Origin of the sequence: Amycolatopsis sp. TNS106 (assembly GCF_019330265.1) — a bacterium.
In the GTDB taxonomy this organism is placed as follows: domain Bacteria; phylum Actinomycetota; class Actinomycetes; order Mycobacteriales; family Pseudonocardiaceae; genus Amycolatopsis; species Amycolatopsis lurida.
The window spans coordinates 4,100,268-4,115,353 of the sequence record NZ_CP024972.1 but is presented as its reverse complement, the minus strand read 5'-3'; the positions used below and the strand labels follow the sequence as shown (position 1 = coordinate 4,115,353).

Sequence of the window (15,086 nt, the reverse complement as noted above, 5' to 3'; positions counted from 1 at the left end):
ACGGCCACCGTCACGGCGGTGGCGAAAGGGCTCCCCGCGCTGTCGTTGGCCGAAGTCGTCGCCACGAGCGGGCTGATGAGCCGGACGGACCGCAAGTACGTCCTGCCACTCAACGACTTCCTGGCCGTCACCGAGGCATTGAGAGCGTCGCTGCGCTGTCTGGAGATCGACGGGCAACGCGTGTTCGGCTACTCGTCGACGTACTTCGACACCCCGGACCTCGCGATCTTCCGGGCGCACCGGCAAGACCGACGGCGGCGGTTCAAGATCCGCACCCGGACCTACACCGACTCGGCCGACACCTACTGCGAGCTCAAGGTGAGCGGGAAGCGCGACGAGACGGTCAAGGTCCGCCGCCCGCACCCGGCCGAGGCGGCGCACGGCCTGACCGCGCCCGCGCTGACGTTCCTCGACGACGCGCTCACCGCCGCCTATGGCCGCCCGGCGCCCCGGCCGCTGACTCCCGCGCTGGTCACCGACTACCGGCGGACCACCCTCGTCGCCGCCGACGCGCGGATCACCTGCGACACGTCGCTGATCTGGCGTTCGGGTTCGCGGAACCTCGCCGCCGGGGGCGATCTGGTGCTGCTGGAGGTGAAGTCGGCGTCCGAGCGCAACAGCGTCACCGAAGCGCTGGCGAAACTGCGGATCCGGGAACAGTCGGTGAGCAAGTACTGCGCGGGACTGGTGGCGCTGGGGCTGGCCACCGGCGGGAACCGGTGGCGACCGGCACTGCGACGGCTCGGCGTGGCGTAACGATCGCGGCGCGGCCGCCGACCCTTGCTTCCGGGTTCCGAGAGAGGGGAACGAACATGAAGACCAGGGAGAAGGCCGCGTTCACCGTGGCGGGGCTGGCTGTCGCCGCGGCCGGGGCCACCGTGTTCGCCGGAACTTCCGGCGCCGTCGGCCCGTCTCCGGCGCCGAGCGTGCAGGCCGCGGAGACGTCGTGCGTGACCGACAGCGCCGGGATGTGCACCGTGCAGCACGCGCTGGGCGCGATCCCGGCGGTGGTGGTCGTCTCGGCGAACACACCGGGACAGTTCAACGCGTACATGCTGAACACGGTGCAGGGTTCGTACACGGCGACCACGTTCCAGGTGCGGGCGATGTTCGACCAGACCACGCCGAAGGCCGGCGGGGCGATCTGGTTCGGCTTCGCGGCCTATGGCGCGCCGATTTCGCAGCCGACCACGTCGAGGTTGTTCCCGCCGGCGGGCGCCTGACCGTCCAAAGTGGACCGGCAACCCGGCTACCGCGGCGGCGGCCGGTCGTCCAGCTCGTCGGCGAGGATCGCGTCGACGCGAGAGCCGGCTCGCCGCAGTACCCGGATGCTCGCCCTCAGTAACATCACTACCCCGAGGGCGGCCACGAAACCGAGCGCGATGGCGACTGGATTCGCCACGAGCGCCTCCCTGCCCGACGGGCCCGGGCGGCATGCCGCCCGGCGCTGCTCCTTGCAACCTAGACGAGACGGCTCTGCCCGGCGCCGGAAACCAGCTGATCGGCCTAGGCGCTGTCCTGCAAGTCTTGTTCGCGGTCTCCGCGCCCAGGCGGCCCCTGGTGGCACGGGCGGTCCAGCCGAGTACGACCCGGTACGAGGCTGATCCGCCCGCACCACCAGGAACCACCTGGATCGCGAAGCCCATCGATCAGACTTACAGGACACCGCCTAGGCGATCGTGGCAGGTGAGCGCTGTGATAACTTGGAGCGAACTGGGACTTCTGTGCGTTCGCAAACCCGCTGTTCGGGCTGGGGCGGCTCCCGCGGAGGTGTCAGGGCACCGTTGGGGCCGGTAGCTCAGTTGGTTAGAGCAGGGGACTCATAATCCCTTGGCCGTCGGTTCGAGCCCGACCCGGCCCACCACGTCAGTATCGTTGCCGGACTGCAGGGATGTTGGTCCTTCGGCGGCAGTTCCGCCTTGGCGTTAAACGCGACTGGGCTCCGCTTGCTCCGGTGTGCCAATAGTAGGAGAAGTGCTTTGCGGAGCCGGTTGGTGGCGTAGAAGCCTTTCTCGTCACAACCAGATCGCTGTGCCAGGAAGAGCACGAGCCTGTCTGCTGTGGCACTCACTCGCAGCTGGATTCTGTCGGTGTGTTCCAGGAGCGCGGAACCGGCCAGCGGGGCGAAGGCGGCGCCGAGGCTCATCGACCTCGCTGGCGAGGGTTTTCCATTGCTGGAGAACGATTTTCAGGCTGTCGGCGCGTCTGGGCAGGATCTTGTCCGCGGCGGTGCCCGCGAGGGCAACTCCGCCCCTGTTGGCGTCACATCACTCACGGGTGGTCGTCGGACACGCGATCATCCTCTTCGCGTGTTGCCGACACGCTCCCAGCCTGTTCGCAACTGCAGTCCTGGTAGCCTCTGTGCACTTTGCATGGGGGAGATGAGCGCAAGATGCCAAACGTGGAGTGCCTCGGCTATCTGAGAGCCGGTCGAATCGCAGTGTTTGTCGCCGCGTCGGCAATGCTATGGCTGGTTGGGTGTTCGTCGGACAAGTCTGGTTCGGCGCCGCAAGGCAAGGTCGCCGAGGGCGTGGCCCCGTCGTCCGCTGACCCGGCTACCAAGACATCCACTCCGGATGCTTTGTGTGAACTTCTCACACCGGCTGAGCTGTCGACACTTGCCGGAGAGGTGTCCGATCCGAAGACTTTGGCTGTCGGCGGATTGCCCGCGTGTCACTGGGAGACGCCTGCCGGGGGTCGCGTCCAGGTGATCGGTACGTCAGCGGAGAAGTGGGCAACGCAATTGCCCGCGGCGATAGAGCAGGTGAAGAAGTCGGGACTGCTCGACGATCCGGAGACGGCCCGCAAACTGGAAGCGGCTCGCGACCTGATCGCCTCAGGCAAGGAGATCGCGCCGGATCGTGCCTGTGAGCTGTTCTCTACGCTGGTGGAGCTTCAAGGACTACCGGCCGGCAGCTCCCGCACCGTGAATCTGATTCCCACTCGGGAGAACCCCAAAGCCATCAACGGACAAACCTGCAGTGGAGGAAGATTTACGTCCGTCCAGCTCGTCGCGCCGAACCTGAGCGGCTCCGACGATGAGGCCTCGAAAATGTCGAGCGTGCTGACCAGCGCACACGAACGCAACCGCGGCTAAGCACCATCCAGCCGCGGTTGCGTGCAACATGGCGGTGCGTTTCCACCTTATCGAGAATTCCGACGTCGAACTCCTCCACCTGCGGTGCCGGGATTCCATGGCGTTGATCGGTGGGTTTCGGCTCCCGGCCAGCGGTCACCGAACGTGATGGCGAAGGCGTTCAGTGCGGGCTCCAGCGCATCGGGCGCGGCCTGCTCCGGTCCGGGGCCAGGCCGCGGGTCACAAGGTGCAGGCACTTCATCGCGGCCTGCTCAGTCGGAAAGTGTCCTCGTGTGCGGATCGCCGGTCGGTAGCGGGCATTCAGTGATTCGATCGCGTTAGTGGAGCAGATCATGCGCCTGATCTCGATGTCATAGTCGAGGAACGGTACGAACTGCATGGTTCCGAAATGTGTCCTTCCGTAGCCTCGACTTTGAGGACGCGTCCTTCAGTGGTAGTGCCTATTCAACGACTGCGACTTCAACCAGGCGACCATCTCCGGAAGCGTCACCTTCGCGGCAGCGAACTTTTGTCATCACGCACTGTTCGGCAATGCGAAATTCGCTGATCGAGCCGACTTCACTAAGACGAACTTCTCTGCCAAGAGCACATTCGCTGCCGCCGCCTTCGCCAAAGAACCCGCCTTCCGCGACGCAACCTTCGCCCAGCCACCAGCCTTCACCAAGGAAACACTCGCCGGAGAACCCTGCGAGCCAAACGAAGCCGCCGCCCACAGCCCGCCAGACCCAGACCGAAGCCCAGGCAACGCGCCACACCGGTCCAGCTAGAGATTGCCCAGCGCTACGACCAGGGCGAGGGGGCCTCTATTCGGTATGAAACGGACCACTGTGCTCGTACACCACTCGGTAGCCTCCGATCGTCGCCGGCCGTTCCGACCGATCCTCTGCCGCCAGTGCCACCCAGACGATCCATTCGCCATCACGATGGGCGAAGCCGAATCCGTGCACAGCGGGATCGGGGCGCAGCTCACGGGCAGGCTACGATCGATCCTCGTCGGTCGGCGAACTTCGCTGTGCCATGCCGGCTAGTTTCCCCTGATCACTCCCCGCGTCGCAATGGTCGGCGCACTCGGATGAAGCGATCGAGGACCTGTTGGTAGACAGCGTCTTTGTTCATGTGCGTGAGCAGCTCGTCGTAACGCATGCCGAGGGTCGGCTCGAGAGTGGTGTGGTAGATATCGCCCAGCGCGTTCGACTCGTCGGTGGTCAGGTGGAGGGCGACTCCGTTGATGGCCTGCGCGATGTCGGAGAGATTCTCCTGGGTCATCACGAAAGCCGGGTCCCGGGGGTTGTTGAGCGCGGACTCCACGAAGTTGCGGTGCTTGTCGTAGAGGCTACGTGCTGAGGCCTGCTCGTAGGCCGAGGCGGTGGATTGCCGGGCACGGTTCATCACGGTTGCTGGGCCATCTGAGTGGCTTTGGCGACTCGCTGATCCTCGTCGAGCCCTCGTGTGCTGGTGCGGTAGAGGCATGGGAGGTGCCCGGCGGCTTTCGTTCAGGGCGGAGCACTAGGACCAATTGGAGCAGTGGTCCGATGGTGGGTGATTGTTGTATTACTCACAGCAAGATCGGTTAACGCGTGTAGTTGTCCATTCTGGGCCTCCTTGTCATGGCTCGAAAGTGCACGTGAGATAGGGAGGTGGCCATCTGGATCAGCGTTGACCGCAGACTCATGTCGATAATTAACAGGACTGCGTTCTATCTTGTTTTGACTGGACTGGTCGGTGTTGATACTTATTCGTCCGATCATTGCGAGGGGTTACTTGCCTGCCTGTTGAGCGGCGTCTTCTTGCTTCGGTGTGGGACTTTGGGGAGGAAGTCGTGCGCTCTGCTCGGCGTGCCTTGGGTGCGGTGGCTTTGGCGCTGACGTTCGTCGTTGGCGCTTCCGGGGTGTCGGTGGCTGCGGAGCCCGGCGCGGTGTCGGGGGAGGCGCCTGCGGTGGTCGCGGCGTTGGCCGCGGCGGAGAAATCCGGCAAATCCGTGGTGGTGCCTGAGGAAACCACTGAGTACGCCGAGGTTTTCGCCAATCCGGATGGCACGGTGACCCACCGGGAGAGCTTCGATCCTCAACGGGTGCGGCGCGGTGATGCGTGGGTTCCGGTAGACCTCACGATGGTCGCGCGCCCTGACGGCACCATCGGCCCGAAGGCGGCGATCGTCGATGTGCGCGTAGCCGATGGCGGCGAGGGCGAGCTCCTGGCCACCGCGGCCAAGAACGGAAGCGAGATCGGCATCGGATGGGAAGGACCCCTGCCCGCTCCGAAGCTGAACGGCTCTGTCGCCACCTACGCCGAGGTGTTGCCCGGGGTCGATTTGACCGTGACTGCGACGGCGAAGGGCTTTAGCCAGCTGTTGGTGGTGAAGACGCCCGAAGCGGCGGCGAACCCGCGGTTGAAGGAGATTTCCTTCCGGAACCATGCGCGCGGGGTGACGCCGCGGAAGACCAGTACTGGCGGGATCGAGGCGGTCGACAGTGCCGGGCGGACGGTGTTCGGTGGGGACGCGTCGAAGATGTGGGACTCCAGTGGCGGGGGAGCGGCGGTCACGGCTCGGTCGAGCGCGGCCGTGAGTCCGGTTCCGGGTAAGTCCGCGGTGGCGACGATGGACGTGGAGGTCACCAAGGACGCGACGATCGTTCGCCCGGATGCCGGGTTCTTGAGTGATCCGGCGAGGGTGTATCCGATCATCATCGACCCGGAGTACTGGTGGGACGAGGCCAAGCAGAGCCACGCGGTGGTGCAGAGCGCGTGGCCGAACGAGCACAACTTCAACCGCACGGACGGCGCGCTGGGAGATCTGAAGGCGGGCTATCAAAGCGGTTACGTCTCGCGGTCGTACTTCAATTTCAATGTTTCGGCCTTGCGTGGCAAGGTGATCCATCGTGCGAAGGTCCGCCCGCGGGTGATCCACTCGTGGTCCTGCAACGGCGGGGCGACGGAGCTGCGTCTGGCCAGCGGCCTGGATTGGGGCACGACCTGGGCGAATCAGCCGAGCTTCGGCGGAAGCTTGGGCGGCATCACCACGTCGAACAATGCGAAGTACTGTCCCACCGCGGGCGCTGCCGAGGTCGTGATCGACGGGGCGATGCGGGATGCGGCGAACGGCGGCTGGACCAACATGGTCTTCCTGCTCAAGGCGGCGAACGAAGGCGCGGAAAACGACTGGCGCCGATTCGCTCTCGATCCGGTGCTCGAGGTGGTCTACAACTCGGTCCCGGGCTTGCCTGCGGACCTGGGGATGGAGGGCGGCCAGATCCCGTGCGCTTCCGGTGACGCGCGGCCGTTCGTGTTCACCCCGACGCCTCGGCTTCGCGGACGGGTAGCCGATCCGGACGGTGGCATGTTGACCGCGCGTTTCTCGTTGCACAAGGGAAAGCTCGGGGCGAGCAGTGAGGTTTGGTGGACCACGATCGGGAACGTCCCGTCCGGTTCGTTCGCGGAAGTGACGGTCCCGACCGGGAAGATCACCGATGAGGGCGTCTACAACTGGTCGATGTTCGCCAGTGACGGTGGCAGCTCGTCCGTGTGGGTGGGGAACTGCGAGTTCGCGGTCGACAAAACGCCACCTGGCGAGCCGTTGATCACGTCGGAGGACTATCCCGGGGGCGGTAGCACCCAGTCAGGTGGGATCGGCCAGACGGGAGCGTTCACGATCTCCGCCAACGGCTCGGCGGATGTGCGGCGGTTCCTCTGGTCTGTGACCGATCAGCAGAACGACGACCCGCAGACTCCGGTCAATGCGGACACGCTAGGAGGTAGTGGGGTCTTTCGCTGGACCCCTACGACCGACGGACCCCAGACGGTATTCGCCCGCTCAGTCGACCGAGCGGGAAACCTCTCACCGATCATCAAGTACCCGGTCTATGTTCGTGCTGGCGATCCGCTGACAGGAAACCTGAACGGACACTGGAAGCTGGACGGCGACCTCGCCGACACCAGCGGCAACGGGCGCACGTTGGCGAACGTGGGCGGCGTCGACACCACGGCGGAAGGCTATCTCGGCAAGACCGCGGTTCTCGGTTCGGGCAAACGCCTGCATCACGCCGGCCCTGTGGTCGACACGTCGAAGAGTTTCTCGGTGTCGGCGTGGGTCCGGCTGGACCAGGTCGGTGGCTGGCCCGCGGCGGTATCCGAAGACGGGAAGCGAACCAGCGCGTTCCAGCTACAGGCGTCGCCGGACGGCAAGTGGTCGCTGGCCATGTTCAGTTCCGATGTGGACGGTGGCGGTGCGACGCACGCCCGCGCGCTCTCCGCGACAGCGGTGCAGACAGGCGTGTGGACACACTTGACCGGGGTCTACGACCAGGGTGCGGGCAAGCTGCGGATCTATGTCAACGGTGCGCTGAACGGAGAGATCGCCTACACCAGCACCTGGGCCGCGACCGGTGATCTCCAGATCGGGGCCGCGCTCTGGAACGGCGCGACGGTCGACTACTTCCCCGGAGCCGTGGACGATGTTCGCGTCTATCAACGTGTTCTGGTGCCGAGCGAGGCCGCTGCATTGGCGAACCAGGCTGTCCTTCGTGCGCACTACCCCCTGGCCGAAGGAACCGGAGCCGTCACCAAGGAAGCGTTGACCGGTCAGGAAGCGAAGTTCAGCGGGACGGCGGGCTGGACGGAGGCCGAAGGCTATCCCGCCGCGCGATTCACCGGAGGCTACGGCACCGAATACGGGGCCGTGACCGGGCCGAGGCCGACGTTGCGGACCGACCGGTCGTACACCGTGTCCGCCTGGGTGCGTCTGGACGAAGCCGATGGCGCACCGCGCACCGCGGTCAGCCTGCGCGACAGCAAGTTCTCCCCGTTCATGCTGCAGTACCGGTCAGAGATCAAGAAATGGAACTTCTTGATGTCACTGGGAGCCGATCGCGAAGGTGGTTGGTGGATTCCCGCTGAGGACGAAGTGTCGGCGCAGCAGTGGGTCCATCTCACCGGGGTCTACGATCTCGCGGCGAAGGAAGCCCGCATCTATCTCAACGGCCGGTTCGCCGGCAGGCTCGGTGGCGTGACCGGATGGAACGGCACCGGCGAGGTGATGATCGGCGGCGGCGTGTGGGTCGGCCGAGACGTCGATCCGTTCCGTGGTGCTATCCGCGATGTGCGCATGTACTCCGGCGCACTCAGTGACCGCGCCATCAGCCAGCTCCCGGCACAGGGATAGCGGCAACCCCAGACCTCATCCTTCTTTCCTGACCTTTCCGGGAGCCAGGTTTGTCCAGAGGACGTTTTGCGATCGCGACCGCCTTCGTGCTGTCAGTGGTCATGGTCGCTACGACAACACAGGCGCTGCCTGCGGCCGCCGCCGATCCGAGCTTCGTTCAGCTACCCTCGCTGCAACAGGAGAAGTCCGTGCCCGGCAAGCCGGTTCCGGCCCGGCCGGTCCCGGCGAACGAGGTCGACGCGGCGGCGGTGAAGACACCGGCCGAGCCGAAGTGGCCCGGAGCGGCAGCCGCGGATGTCGAACTCTCGAATGGAGCGACGGCACGGTCGGGGAAACCGTCTGCCGGTTTCCAGCGGGCAGGGGCGCTGCCGGTGTCGGTCGCCGCCGAGCCGCCGGCCGCGGAAGCCAGAGGTGCTGCGGCTGCCCCGGCGAAGGTCAGGGTTCAGGCCTATGACCAGGCACTGGCCGAGAAGGCCGGGATCACGGGTCTGGTCGTGGCCGTGGACGATGCCGGCGGTGCCGCGGGCAAGGCGATGTCGGTGCAGGTCGACTATCGCGATTTCGCCAACGCTTTCGGCGGTGACTACGGCTCCCGCCTCAAGCTCACCGTCTTGCCGGAATGCGCGGTCACCACGCCGGACAAACCGGAATGCCGCGCCGGGCAGCCGTTGCAGACGGACAACAACACCAAGGCGCGCACTCTCACCGGGAAGATCACCCTGCCGAACAAGGGGAAGGACCAGACCGGGACTTCGAGGATGGTCCTTGCCGCGACCGCCGCCCCCTCCGGCGCCGGCGGATCGTTCGAGGCGACCGGGTTGTCTCCCGCCGGGCAATGGTCGGCCGGCGGTTCCAGCGGTGACTTCACCTACTCCGTCCCGCTTCGGGTGCCGCCGCCGACGGCGGGTATCGCACCGAAGCTCGGGCTCGGCTATTCGTCGGGCACGATCGACGGCCGGACGAGCGCCACCAACAACCAGGCCGCCGCCCCGGGCGATGGGTGGGAGCTTTCCGCGGGCGGGTTCATCGAACGGCGTTACAAGGCCTGCGCTGACGATCTCGGCGGAAGCCAGGGGCAGCGGAAGACCGGTGACCTGTGCTGGGCCACGGACAACGCGATCATGCACCTCAACGGTGTGTCGGCCGAGCTCGTCAAGGACGAGAAAACCGGTGTGTGGCGACCCAAGAACGATGACGGCTCGCGGATCGAACGATTGACCGGCGCCGTCAACGGGGACGATGACGGTGAGCACTGGAAGGTCACCAGCAACAACGGCACCCAATACTTCCTCGGTCTCAACCGGCTTCCCGGCTGGACAGAAGGCAAACCCGAGACCGGATCGGCGTTCACGGTTCCGGTCTTCGGCAACAACGCGGGCGAACCCTGCGCGAAAGCCGCCTTCAGTGACTCCTGGTGCCAGCAGGCATATCGGTGGAACCTCGACTACGTCGTCGATCCCAACGGCAACGCCACCACCTACTACTACGACCGCGAAACGAACTTCTACGGCCGGGACCAGTCCGCGGACAAGCAGACCTCCTATGTCGCGGCCGGTTTTGTCCGGCGTATCGAATACGGTCTGCGCGCGGGTGCGCTGTTCGCCCCGGCACCATCGCGGGTGTGGTTCGACACCGCGGAACGGTGTCTGCCGACCAGCACGTTCGCGTGCAACCCTGATCAGCTGACCAAGGACACCGCGAAGTCCTGGCCCGACGTGCCATTCGACCGGATCTGCAAGTCGGGCGAGAAATGCGACGGGCGCACCTCACCCGCGTTCTTCAGCCGTAAGCGGCTGGTGAAGGTACTGACCCAGATCCGCCGCGACGACGTCACCGGCCCCGCGCAGTGGCGCGACGTCGACGCGTGGACGCTGCGACACCAGTTCCCCGACACCGGCGATGGACTGTCGCCTGCGCTGTGGCTGGCCGGGATCACGCACACCGGTCTGGCCGGAGGCACGGCCGTGTTGCCGGAGATGGTGTTCCACGGCCGGTCCATGCCGAACCGCGTGGAAGCCAATGACGGGCTGCCGCCGATCACCCGGCACCGCATCGAGCGCGTGCTGAACGAAGCCGGTGGTATCACCGAGGTCAAATACTCCGACCGCGAATGCGTGACCGGTTCGGCGATGCCCGCCAACCCGGAAACGAACACCATGCGGTGTTTCCCCAGCTGGTGGCTCCCCGAATTCGGCTATGAAGCCGTACTCGGCTGGTTCCACAAGTACGTCGTCACCGCGGTCACGGAAGATGACCGGACTGGCGGCTCGGAACTGAAGAAGACCGAATACCAGTACCAGGGTGGCGCGGCCTGGCACTTCGACGATGCAGAGTTCACCGAGATGAAGCACCGCACCTGGTCGCAATGGCGCGGCTTCGGTGAAGTCCGCACCATCGCCGGGGAACCGGGAAAGACGCAAACCGTCACTGCCGAGCGATTCCTGCGCGGCATGGACGGCGATCGCCTGCCGGATGGCAAGAAGCGCATGGTCGAGGTCGCCGACTCGGAGGGAGGCAAGGTCACCGACTCCGAAGCACTCGCCGGGTTCAGCCTGGAAAGCCTTTCCTACGACGGCGGCAAGATCGTGTCGGCATCCGTCAAGGAACCATGGCTCCGCGGCCCGACCGCGACCGCGGGCGAGGACAAGGCGTTCATGACCAACATCGCCACCGTCCGAGGGCGGACGTTGCTCGGTGATGGTTCGTGGCGGCGCACCAAGGTGACCAACTCTTTCGATGATCACGGGAATGTCATCCAGGTCGAGGATGCCGGAGACACCGGCGTCACCGGCGATGAAACCTGCTCTCGAACGACCTATGTCGCCAACAACGACGCTTGGATCCTGACCAGGCCCTCGACCGTTCGCACGGTCGCCCTGCCCTGCGCGGCAGGAGAGGGCACGCCCAAGGACGTCGTCGCCCACGTCCGCTCGAGTTATGACGGCCAAGCGTTCGAGGCGATTCCGGCGAAGGGGAACCTGACCGCCACCGAAAGGTGGACCGGCACGAGCTGGCAGCTGACGCAGGGCACCACCTATGACGCGCTGGGCCGCCCGTCCGAGGTGGTGAACGCTCAAGGCCACAAGGTCACCACGACCTACAGTCCCGGTCCCGAATTCGGGGTCCGGACAGTGACCAAAAAGGATCCGCTCGGCTTCACGTCGGTCACCACCCTGGACCCTGCGTGGGCTCTCACCACGACCGACGTCGGCATCAGCGGTGAGCGGGCCGACATCGACTACGACCCGCTCGGTCGGGTCATCCGGACCTGGGCGCCGGGACGGTCCAAGGTGGATGGACGAACGCCGAGCAGCGAGTTCGATTACGAATACCGGACTGACGCGCCGACCGTCGTCACTACTCGCGTTCTTCGTGAGGATGGCAAGTACACGACCTCGTACACGCTCTACGACGGACTGCTGCGCGAGCGGCAAGCCCAGTTGTCGGCTGTCGCCGGCGGCCGTGTCCTGACCGACTGGTTCTACGATTCCCGCGGCCTCAAGCACAAGGTCAATGGCGCCTACTACAACGAGAAGGAACCCGAGAAAGCCCTCCTCGGCGTGCTCGACAACGCGGTGCCGAACCAGACGCGGACCGTGTTCGACGCGCTCCAGCGCGAAACCGAGGTGGCCTACCACAAACTCGGTGTCAAGCAGTGGCAGACCTCGTCGTCGTACGAAGCCGATCGAGTCACCGTCATTCCGCCCGAGGGCGGTACCACGACAACGGTGATCCGCGACGTGCACGGCCGTGCCGTCGAAAAGCGCCAACATCACGGGCGGCAGGCGACCAGCGAATACGACTCCACCAAGTACGTCCACGACGTTCGTGGCCTGACGACGTCGGTCACCGGCCCTGACGGCGCTCAGTGGAGCTACGAGCACGACCAGCTCGGCCGTCGTGTCGCCGACCACGATCCGGACCGCGGGACGACCCGCTACACCTACACCGCACTCGACCAGCTGGAAACCGTTGCCGATTCACGCGGTGCGGTGACCCGCTCCGAGTACGACCTGCTCGGCCGCAAGGTCGCGAGCTATGAGACACGGGCACCGGGCCAAGCAGAGGTCAAGACGGCGACCTGGAGTTACGACGCCCTGAAGAAGGGGCTCGTCGACTCGTCGACCAGGTGGATCGACGGCAAGGCATACACCAAGCAGGTCGGCGCGTACGACTCGGCGAACCGGCCGACGATGACCAAGGTCGTCATCCCGGAAGGCGAAGGAAAGCTCACCGGTACCTATACCTTCAGGACTTCCTACGAGCCGAACACCGGGCGGGTTGCGACTCAGACCCAGCCCGCGGCGGGTGGGCTCGACGCGGAGATCATCAACCACCGGTACAACGAACTGGGGTTGCCGACCGAGACCTTCGGCATCGACACCTACGTGCCGGAGCACCTCTACTCCAAGTACGGCGAGACGCTGCGGCTGACGATGGGCTCCGGCGCCAAGACGGTCTACACCTCGATGTTCTATGAGGAGGGCACCCGGCGGCTGTCCGGAGTCGATGTCCAGCGCAACCTCGAAGGCGGCACCTACCTCGCCAAGCGGAGCTACGCCTACGACCCTTCGGGCAACGTCACCAAGATCGCCGACACCCCGCCCGGGGCCGTAGGTGATACCCAGTGTTTCGCCTACGACTATCTCAAGCGCATGACCAGCGCCTTCACTCCGAAGAGCGGGGACTGCGCCGTCCAGCCATCGCTCACCGCCATGGGCGGTGCCGCGCCGTACTGGCACGAGTACGCCTACGACAAGGCGGGCAACCGTACTTCCGATGTCGACCACCGGCTCGATGGCGACGTCACCCGCACGTATGCCTACGGCGGCCAGAACGGGACTCAGCCCCACACCCTGCGATCGGTGACGCAAACCGGCCCCCAGGGGACGTCGAAGGACGAGTTCGGCTACGACACGACCGGCAACATGACGACCCGGAACATCTCCGGGTCCACGCAAAAGCTCGACTGGGACCCGCTCGGCCGCACCGAGAAGGTCACCGAGGCGGACGGCCGTACGTCGACCTACCTTTACGACGCCGACGGCGGGCGGTTGATCAAACGCGAGCCGGGAAGCACCACGCTCTATCTCGACGGGATGGAGCTGGTGCTCAAACCCGCCACCCAGGAGTTGACCGGTCGCCGGTACTACGACCACGGCGGTACCGCCGTCGCGGTCAGGACCTCCGGTGCGGGCGGTGGGTTGTCGTGGCTGCTCGGGGACCATCAGGGCACCGCGGCCATGAGCGTCAATGCGAGTACCCTCGCGGTCAGCCAGCGGCGGCAGGACGCCTTCGGCAATCCGCGTGGTGAGGAACCGAAGACCTGGCCGGACGACAAGGGCTTCGTCGGCGGGGCGAAGGACGAATCCGGGCTCACCAACCTCGGTGCACGCCAGTACGACCCCGAGACCGGCCGGTTCATCTCCCCGGACCCGGTGCTCGACACCGACGATCCGCAGCAGATGAACGGCTACGCCTACGCCAACAACGCGCCGGCGACCAACTCCGACCCGAGCGGCCTCTACTGGAAGACCGTCAAGGTCGTCAAACAGACCGCGCATATCGGGTTCGTCTGGAAGATGTTCTTCCTCGGGCTTTTCTTCCCCTTGTTGATGCTGGTCTCGTTCGTCTACTGGGTGGTGCAGACCTTCGTCTACCGGGTCTGGATCGACTCGCCTTGGTCGATGATGCTGAACAGTGGTGGCGGCGGCGGAAGCCAGAAGGAACAAGCGGTCAAAGACGCCGGGTTGAGTCAGGCGGAGTACGAGGAGGCGAAGAAGGCCGCCGCGGACAAGCGGGGCTGGATGGATATCGCGATCCAGGCGGGTGGCGACATCCTGCAGGAGATCGTGGGTGTCAAGGGGATCGTCGACAACTGCATCAAGAATTTCAGCCTGCTCAAGTGCGGCTGGGAGGTCCTGACCGCGCTGCCGTGGGGAAAGATCCTCAAGGGCGGGAAGATCGTCGACAAGATCGTCAACGCGTTCCAGGACACCCTGGCGTGGATCCGGAAGCGGGACAAGGCGCAGGCGGACCTGCGGCGAGTACAAGAGGCCGAAGAGCGGTTGTCGAAGACGACCGGGTGTAACAGCTTCGTGCCGGGCACTCTGGTGGTGATGGCGGACGGCAGTCGTCGTCCGATCGAGCAGCTGAAACTCGACGATCAAGTTTTGGCGACCGACGCCGAGACGGGTAAGACCACCGCCCGGAAGGTCGTCGCGACGATCATCGGGCAGGGCCAGAAACGCCTGGTCGAGATCAGCGTCGCCGGAGGTGCCCCGATCGTGGCCACCGACGGTCACCCGTTCTGGCTGCCCGAGCAGCGTAAATGGGTGCCGGCGAAGGAGCTCGTGTCGGGTTCACGGCTGCAGACCAGCACCGGTACCTCGGTGCAGGTCGCCGCGACCCGGGTCTGGGACGCGCCCGCTCGTGTCCACAACCTCACCATCAACGCCGACCACACGTACTATGTCCTCGCCGGAGGCACTTCGGTCCTCGTTCACAACAGCAACAGCGAGTGCCCAAATGGGCGGCTCTCAGATCCGCTGCCGCGGGGGATGAACAACAAGATCGCTTCGGCGTACGACGACGTAAAAGCGGGACGGCTGACATCACATGACACCTATCAAGGTAGGGAACACCCGTGGTGGGCAGGGGCGAAAGAGTACCGTGTTCCCGGGCGGCCGGAGACCGACAGAATTTTGGAGAAAGAGCTGCCAGGAGGTGGCAAGGCTCTGGGGTGGACATCTACGCACTATCAGAAGATTCAACGCTTTGGCGCGCCCCATTTCCCAGATTCTGGATGGAAGTAGTAAAATCGTTCGATGA

At 65.3% G+C, this 15,086-nt stretch carries 8 protein-coding genes, 1 tRNA gene and 1 pseudogene; 6 read left to right on the top strand and 4 right to left on the bottom strand.

Going from position 1 to position 15,086, the window contains the following annotated elements:
* Positions 1 to 18: 18 nt before the first annotated feature.
* Together CVV72_RS18430 and CVV72_RS18425 are read left to right on the top strand one after the other, a co-directional pair.
* Entirely contained in the window at positions 19 to 756 is a 738-nt protein-coding gene (locus tag CVV72_RS18430; RefSeq protein ID WP_255632733.1) for a polyphosphate polymerase domain-containing protein, read from the top strand.
* Positions 757 to 812: 56 nt separating this feature from the next.
* Positions 813 to 1,223 (top strand): hypothetical protein, encoded by a 411-nt coding sequence (locus tag CVV72_RS18425; RefSeq protein ID WP_219153525.1) that lies wholly within the window; start codon positions 813 to 815, stop codon positions 1,221 to 1,223.
* A gap of 26 nt (positions 1,224 to 1,249) precedes the next feature.
* Here the strand turns inward: CVV72_RS18425 and CVV72_RS18420 are convergent, their stop codons facing one another.
* Positions 1,250 to 1,402 carry a hypothetical protein gene (locus tag CVV72_RS18420; protein WP_219153524.1) on the bottom strand — a complete coding sequence of 51 codons (153 nt, stop codon included), beginning with the start codon at positions 1,400 to 1,402 and terminating at the stop codon, positions 1,250 to 1,252.
* 385 nt (positions 1,403 to 1,787) lie between these two features.
* Here CVV72_RS18420 and CVV72_RS18415 point away from each other — a divergent pair.
* Together CVV72_RS18415 and CVV72_RS41705 are read left to right on the top strand one after the other, a co-directional pair.
* Positions 1,788 to 1,864 (top strand) — tRNA-Ile (locus tag CVV72_RS18415).
* 528 nt (positions 1,865 to 2,392) lie between these two features.
* Positions 2,393 to 3,097 (top strand): DUF3558 domain-containing protein, encoded by a 705-nt coding sequence (locus CVV72_RS41705; RefSeq protein WP_255632732.1) that lies wholly within the window; start codon positions 2,393 to 2,395, stop codon positions 3,095 to 3,097.
* A gap of 110 nt (positions 3,098 to 3,207) precedes the next feature.
* Here the strand turns inward: CVV72_RS41705 and CVV72_RS41975 are convergent.
* The 3 genes and pseudogenes from CVV72_RS41975 to CVV72_RS18395 form a co-directional block, all read right to left on the bottom strand.
* Positions 3,208 to 3,473: pseudogene (locus CVV72_RS41975) on the bottom strand (transposase); the annotation flags it as partial.
* Positions 3,474 to 3,537: 64 nt separating this feature from the next.
* The gene (locus CVV72_RS18400; protein WP_219153523.1) at positions 3,538 to 3,810 is read right to left on the bottom strand and encodes a hypothetical protein; all 273 of its coding nucleotides are present in this window, start codon (positions 3,808 to 3,810) and stop codon (positions 3,538 to 3,540) included.
* A 325-nt stretch (positions 3,811 to 4,135) separates the two neighbouring features.
* The gene (locus tag CVV72_RS18395) at positions 4,136 to 4,489 is read right to left on the bottom strand and encodes a hypothetical protein (RefSeq protein WP_219153522.1); all 354 of its coding nucleotides are present in this window, start codon (positions 4,487 to 4,489) and stop codon (positions 4,136 to 4,138) included.
* A 427-nt stretch (positions 4,490 to 4,916) separates the two neighbouring features.
* Here CVV72_RS18395 and CVV72_RS18390 point away from each other — a divergent pair, with 427 nt between their 5' ends.
* Both CVV72_RS18390 and CVV72_RS18385 read left to right on the top strand, forming a co-directional pair.
* Entirely contained in the window at positions 4,917 to 8,255 is a 3,339-nt protein-coding gene (locus tag CVV72_RS18390) for a LamG-like jellyroll fold domain-containing protein (RefSeq protein WP_255632731.1), read from the top strand.
* Between the two features lie 101 nt (positions 8,256 to 8,356).
* Positions 8,357 to 15,070, top strand: coding sequence for a polymorphic toxin-type HINT domain-containing protein (locus tag CVV72_RS18385; RefSeq protein WP_219153521.1), 6,714 nt, complete (start codon positions 8,357 to 8,359; stop codon positions 15,068 to 15,070).
* The last annotated feature ends 16 nt before the right edge of the window (positions 15,071 to 15,086 follow it).

What these genes read in the sequence shown, in the direction of transcription:
- CVV72_RS18425 (WP_219153525.1), top strand. Translation starts at nt 813, where the DNA reads ATGAAGACCAGGGAGAAGGCCGCGTTCACCGTGGCGGGGCTGGCTGTC.
- CVV72_RS41705 (WP_255632732.1), top strand. Translation starts at nt 2,393, where the DNA reads ATGCCAAACGTGGAGTGCCTCGGCTATCTGAGAGCCGGTCGAATCGCA.
- CVV72_RS18385 (WP_219153521.1), top strand. Translation starts at nt 8,357, where the DNA reads ATGGTCGCTACGACAACACAGGCGCTGCCTGCGGCCGCCGCCGATCCG.